Annotated in this window: 4 protein-coding genes; 3 read left to right on the top strand and 1 reads right to left on the bottom strand. The window is 45.4% G+C overall.

The annotated features are described in order from the left end of the window. The 3 genes from QUA33_RS22335 to QUA33_RS22325 form a co-directional block, all read left to right on the top strand. Positions 1-457, top strand: a 457-nt coding sequence (locus tag QUA33_RS22335) for a transposase (protein ID WP_333151245.1), incomplete at its 5' end; no start/stop codon positions are given. Positions 458-680: 223 nt separating this feature from the next. Further along, positions 681-1,691, top strand: coding sequence for a chlorophyll synthase ChlG (gene chlG / locus QUA33_RS22330; RefSeq protein ID WP_333151243.1), 1,011 nt, complete (start codon positions 681-683; stop codon positions 1,689-1,691). Between the two features lie 239 nt (positions 1,692-1,930). Beyond that, complete coding sequence (locus tag QUA33_RS22325) at positions 1,931-4,501, top strand: PBP1A family penicillin-binding protein (protein WP_333151241.1); 2,571 nt, start codon at positions 1,931-1,933, stop codon at positions 4,499-4,501. A 23-nt stretch (positions 4,502-4,524) separates the two neighbouring features. Here QUA33_RS22325 and QUA33_RS22320 read toward each other — a convergent pair whose 3' ends face one another. Continuing rightward, positions 4,525-5,874: a 16S rRNA (cytosine(967)-C(5))-methyltransferase gene (locus QUA33_RS22320; protein WP_333151239.1), complete on the bottom strand. Its 1,350-nt coding sequence runs from the start codon at positions 5,872-5,874 to the stop codon at positions 4,525-4,527. Positions 5,875-6,000 lie beyond the last annotated feature (126 nt).

The following is a 6,000-nucleotide window of genomic DNA, read 5'->3' as shown; positions in this document are numbered from 1 at the left end:
CGGCCTTTTCGCTCATCTGACTACATTACCATATTTTTCGGCTCTCTGCGGAACTATTTTTTACCTGAATCCTTACGATTTGAGAATCAAGAATATGGTGCAAAATCATTGCTTAGCTAAGTCTATTAACGACGCATCTTGGTATCAGTTCCGCATCTGGCTTGAATATTTTGGAAAAGTATTTGAGCGGGTAACGGTTGCGGTAAATCCGCAATATACCAGCCAAGAATGCTCTAACTGCGGAGAAGTTGTTAAGAAAACGCTGTCCACAAGAACGCACGTCTGCAAGTGCGGGTGTACCTTGGAGAGAGATTTCAATGCAGCCAAAAACATCCTAAGTCGAGGATTGGGTACGGTAGGGCATACCGGAACCTTTGCACTTGATGCAAGTAACGCTTTGGGAGAATCAATCTCTACTTTGGCTGGAGAAATCCTGTCTCAGCAAATTGACTCGTAGATCAAAGAATCTCTGTGGCTTTAGCCCGGAGAGTGTCAACCTCTTGACATTTACACAAAAAAATGATATTTCAGTATATTGTGAAACTCCTACTTTTCCCTAGCATCAACTCCAAGCCCGGGTAAGTTTTCAAGAATCTACCTTAAATATCAGTGGTAAGCTATCTGAATTATTATTGAAATGCAAAACGACACAATAGTAGCAGTACCGCTAACATCAAATTATGTCTGACTCTCCTCCATCCCAAATCTCCCCAGAAGCTGCACCGGAAAGTGCTGCTACCGAAAACCGCAGCGCCAAAACTCGTCAACTGTTGGGCATGAAAGGGGCCGCTAGCGGGGAAACTTCTATCTGGAAGATTCGCTTGCAATTGATGAAACCGATTACCTGGATTCCCTTAATTTGGGGCGTGGTGTGCGGGGCTGCGTCTTCTGGAAACTATGTTTGGAACCTAGAGAATTTCTTGATCGCAGCAGCTTGTATGTTGATGTCAGGGCCGTTGCTGGCCGGGTACACTCAAACTTTGAACGATTTTTACGATCGCGACATCGACGCCATTAACGAGCCCTACCGTCCGATTCCCTCCGGTATCATCTCGATTCCGCAAGTAGTAACGCAAATTTTGGTATTATTAGCCGCTGGCATTGGGGTGGCTTATGCTCTAGACTTGTGGGCGGGCCATGAATTCCCGATAATGACAGTTTTGACTCTCGGCGGCGCGTTTCTAGCTTACATCTACTCTGCGCCCCCGCTGAAACTCAAGCAGAATGGCTGGTTGGGAAATTATGCCCTGGGTGCTAGCTACATTGCTCTGCCTTGGTGGGCGGGTCAAGCTTTGTTTGGTACACTAGATCCCACCATTATGATATTGACCCTGTTTTACAGTTTGGCAGGGCTGGGGATTGCGATCGTCAACGATTTCAAAAGTGTTGAAGGCGATCGGCAATTAGGGTTAAAATCTTTGCCAGTGATGTTTGGCATCACCACCGCAGCTTGGATTTGCGTGTTGATGATCGACATCTTTCAAGCTGGGATTGCAGGCTACCTGATCAGCATCCACCAAAACCTTTACGCTGTCATTCTGCTGCTGCTGATAATTCCCCAAATTACTTTTCAGGATATGTACTTTTTGCGCAATCCCCTTGAAAATGATGTTAAATATCAGGCAAGTGCTCAGCCTTTTCTGGTTTTGGGTATGCTGGTAGCAGCCTTGGCACTGGGTCATGCGAGTTAAGCAGAGTTGTGAGGTTTGAGTTAAAAAATTTTGAATTCAAAAAATCTAATTCACTTCTCAAAAAAATACCAAGCTCTGCAGCGTTAAGAAAAGTTTTGAATTTTGAGTGGTGAATTAAAATTTTTTTAATTCAAAAAACCTAATTCAAAGCAGCGTGTTATTTAATAAAAAATGTCGAATTAAAAATTAAGAATTGAAGAAAGCTAGCTTTTTAAATTTTTAATTTTTAATCGGACTTGATGAGGTTTGAAGGTCTGAACGTGGCAGAATTTTTCTCAAATATCAAAGATACATTGAGCAAAGTCACTAACGCAATAAGCGGTAATTCCGATCGAGAACCGCCCAAGGCTGCGAAGGGCAATAAGCTCAACTCGCCGGAATCCGAGGCGCAATTTTATACACAGACAAGGGATGAGCGAGCCGAGTATGTGGTATCAGAAGATGCTGCACCTCCAGAAGAGTCAGAATATTTAGAGTCAGAATATTTAGAGCCAGAATACGCTCGATATCCAATAGTCAAGCGCGATTGGGAAGGATTGAAGCGCTTAATTGCTTGGTTGGAAATTGAACCTCAAGTTACCAGCTTGCAAACCAAGGGAAAAGAATTGTTGCGGCCGGGATTAAGTTTGCTGGGAACTAAATCACCCCAAAAATCCGATAGTAGCGAATTGCGGGAAAATAGCGAATCGCCGAACACCGAACTGCAGAGACATACGGAACTACAGGAAATTAGCACACCACAGGAAAATAGCGCACCGCAGGAAAAAACTAAAAAACGGATCTCCCGCCACCCTAGATTTTGGATACGTTTAGGTGTTGTAAGTATAGGCGGGGGCGCTTTAATCTACTGTTTATGGATTTTGTACACCTTAGACAAAGGCTTGCCGGATGTTAACGATTTGTCAGCCTTTAACCGCGACGGAACGCTGACAATTAAAGCAGCAGATAATACGATTTTGTTGCAGTCTGGTCCGGCAACTAGAGATAAACTGAAACTTCAAGAAATTCCCGAATTGTTGGTTAAAGCTTTTATTGCCATAGAAGACCGCCGTTTTTACAAACATCGCGGGGTGGATTATCAAGGTATTGTGCGATCGATTGTTTCTAACTTGATAGAAAGAGATTTAGTGCAGGGTGGCAGTACAATTACGCAACAATTGGCTCGCGTTGTTTTTCTTAATCAGGAAAGAAGTATTAGGCGGAAAGTCCGGGAAGCTCTTTTAGCTCAAAAAATAGAGCGAGAGTTGAGTAAAGACCAAGTTTTAGAACGATATTTAAATCTAGTTTATTTGGGTTCGGATGCTTACGGTGTGGCAGATGCGGCTTGGGTTTTCTTTAGCAAAACAGTCGATAAATTAAATTTGGCAGAAATGGCAACTTTGGCGGGTTTGCCACCGGCACCGAGCGAATATTCGCCTTTGGTTAATCCGGATATGGCTAAGAAACGCCGCAATATTGTGCTGCAACAAATGCAGGAGGCGAAGGTAATTACAGAGGTTCAGGCGAAGGAGGCGATGGCGGCACCTATGGCGGTTAAACCAAGTGCGCCGAAGCGATTTAAAGTAGTCGCGCCTTATTTTGCTAGTTACATTCGGAAGGAATTGCCGCGCTATGTTTCTAAAGATGCTTTGGAAGCTGGCGGTTTGACTGTTGAGACGACGGTGGATTTGAAGTGGCAGAAAATAGCGGAACAGGTTGTTAAAAATGCGATCGAAGTTGATGGCCGCAGTCAGGGTTTTGAACAGGCGGCTTTAGTTTCTATGGACACTAAGACTGGGGAAGTTAAGGCCCTGGTGGGTGGCGGAAATTTTAAGGAAAGTCAGTTTAACCGTGCTACGCAGGCTTTGCGGCAGCCCGGATCGACGTTTAAAGGCTTGGTTTATGCAGCGGCGATGGCGGCTGGTTTTTCTCCCTATGACAGTTACGAAGACGAACCAATTATTATCGACGGCTATCAACCGAATAATTATGGCAAAAAATTTAGCGGTTGGCGATCGATCTCGGATGCTTTGACAAGTTCGGTGAATGTCGTAGCTGTGAAGGTGTTGATGGATGTGGGGTTTGAACCGGCGATAAAATTAGCCAACGATATGGGGATTAAGTCTAAATTGAGTCCGATTTATTCCCTCGCTTTGGGTTCTTCAGAGGTAAATTTGCTGGAGTTAACCAATGCTTACGGTACTTTAGCATCGCAAGGGAATTTTATTGAAGCCCACGGCATTAAGCGGGTGATTAATCAGCGGGGAAATGTGATTTATCAGGCTAATTTTAAACCGAAGCGGGTTTTGGATAAGGATAGTGCTGCGATTACTACTTGGATGTTGGAGGGCGTTGTCCAAGACGGTACGGGGGGGCCTGCTGCGTTAAACGATCGCGCTGTAGCAGGCAAAACTGGTACTTCGGAAAACGTGCGGGATTTGTGGTTTATTGGTTACATTCCGCAGGTGGTGACTGGCGTTTGGTTGGGGAATGATGACAATTATCCCACCTGGGGAACTAGCGGTACCGCTGCCTACAATTGGCGCGATTTTATGAGTCAAGCTGTCAAGGGAATGCCGGTAGAGAAGTTTCCAAAGTTGCCGCAGTTGGAGGGCCGCAAAGGCAGTATTAAGGCAAAACCGGTGCAGCCTCATAAGATTATTCGGGGGATGATTGTGAATGAGGATGGTGCGATCGTGCCTTACAATCCTAATCCTGAACCGAAGTATTACCCACCGCAAGAGCCGGCTTATCAAGAACCTGCTTATCAAGAACCTGCTTATCAAGAACCTGCTTATCAAGAACCTGCTTATCAAGAACCGGGATATTAAACTATCGTTTTGGAGTAAGGACTTTACTGCTTTTTCAAGCGCTTTAGCCTCACCATAAAAAAGCCGTCCATGTGATGTCTGTGCGGCCAAACTTTCACCCATCCTTCGGGTGATGGCTGTACGGGTAAATCAATGGTTGGCGGTTCTATTTGCCAGTGAGGATTGCTGTCTAAGAACGATCGAATAACTGTTTCATTTTCCAAGGGATGAATTGTGCAAGTTGCATAAACTAATACGCCGCCGGACTTGACAAATGTCGCTGCATTTGCTAGCAATTCCGATTGCAGTTGAGATTGTTGTTGAATGTTTTCGGGCGTGTGATGCCAGCGGGCGTCGGCGCGGCGGTGGAGGGTTCCGAGGCCAGAACAAGGTGCGTCTAGTAAAACTCTGTCTGCGAGGTTAACAAACTCTGGAAAATGGCGGCTGTCTCCGGTATGAATTTTAATGGATTTCATCTGGAGTCTGTCTGCATTTTCTTTAAGTTTTTTGAGTCTGCTGGCGGTTTTATCGCAGGCATAAATAGTGCCTTCATCCTGCATTAATTCGGCGCTGTGGGTGGTTTTTCCCCCTGGCGCGGCACAGGCGTCGATAATAGTTTCCCCTGGCTGGGGCCCTAGTAAATGGGTGACTAATTGAGCACTGCTGTCTTGGATTGTCCACCAACCTTCGCTGTATCCGGGGAGGTTTTGAATTGCGCCGATGCTGCCATTTAGTCTTAATGCTTGTGGCAAGTGTGGGATTCTGCTAGTTGAGATGTTGTGGGATTTAAAGGCGGTTTCAATTTGGGCGATCGAGCTTTTTAAAGGATTGATTCTCAGGTCAATTGTGGGGGATTGGTTGAACCATTCACAGAGTTGTTCGGTTTCGGTTTCGCCTATTTGTTCGATCCACAATTTTACCAGCCATTCGGGGAAGCTGTGGAGAATTCCTAGGCGTTCGACGGTTGATTTATAATTCGTAACTGTTAATGGGTTTAAGTTGTTATCTGTTAAACGGATGTATTGGCGCAACAAACCGTTGACAAAACTGCTGAGTCCTGAAAATCCGTTTTCTTTTGCTAGTTGAACGGTGGTGTTGACGGCGGCGGAGGGCGGAATCTGGTTGAGATATTCGAGTTGATATAACCCTAAATGTAGGATGGTGCGGAGTTCGGGCGGTTGTTGGGAGGATTTCTTTGTTGCTAGTTTGTCGATGATGAAGTCGATCGATCGCATTCTCCTGACGCTACCGTAAACTAATTCTGTCACTAAACGCCGATCGAGGTCGTTGAGTTGAGAATTGCTGAAAGCGCGATCGAGTGCGGCATCTGCGAATGCACCGCGGCGGTGGACTTCGCGGAGTGCGAGAAAAGCTATTTTGCGGGGATTTTGCATGGGGAATTGTTGATATGTCAAGTTATTATAGGTGATTCAAATACCCGACGGTTGAAACCGCGTCTACACAGACAAAACTCGTCTTCGCTGGTTGAAGAAACCTAACGGTTTAAACCGCCGGTGGTC

Origin of the sequence: Microcoleus sp. Pol14D4 (genome assembly GCF_036701245.1) — a bacterium.
Taxonomy (GTDB): Bacteria; Cyanobacteriota; Cyanobacteriia; order Cyanobacteriales; family Microcoleaceae; genus Microcoleus.
The sequence above is the reverse complement of the archived record's forward strand: the minus strand, read 5'-3'. Positions and strand labels throughout refer to the sequence as shown.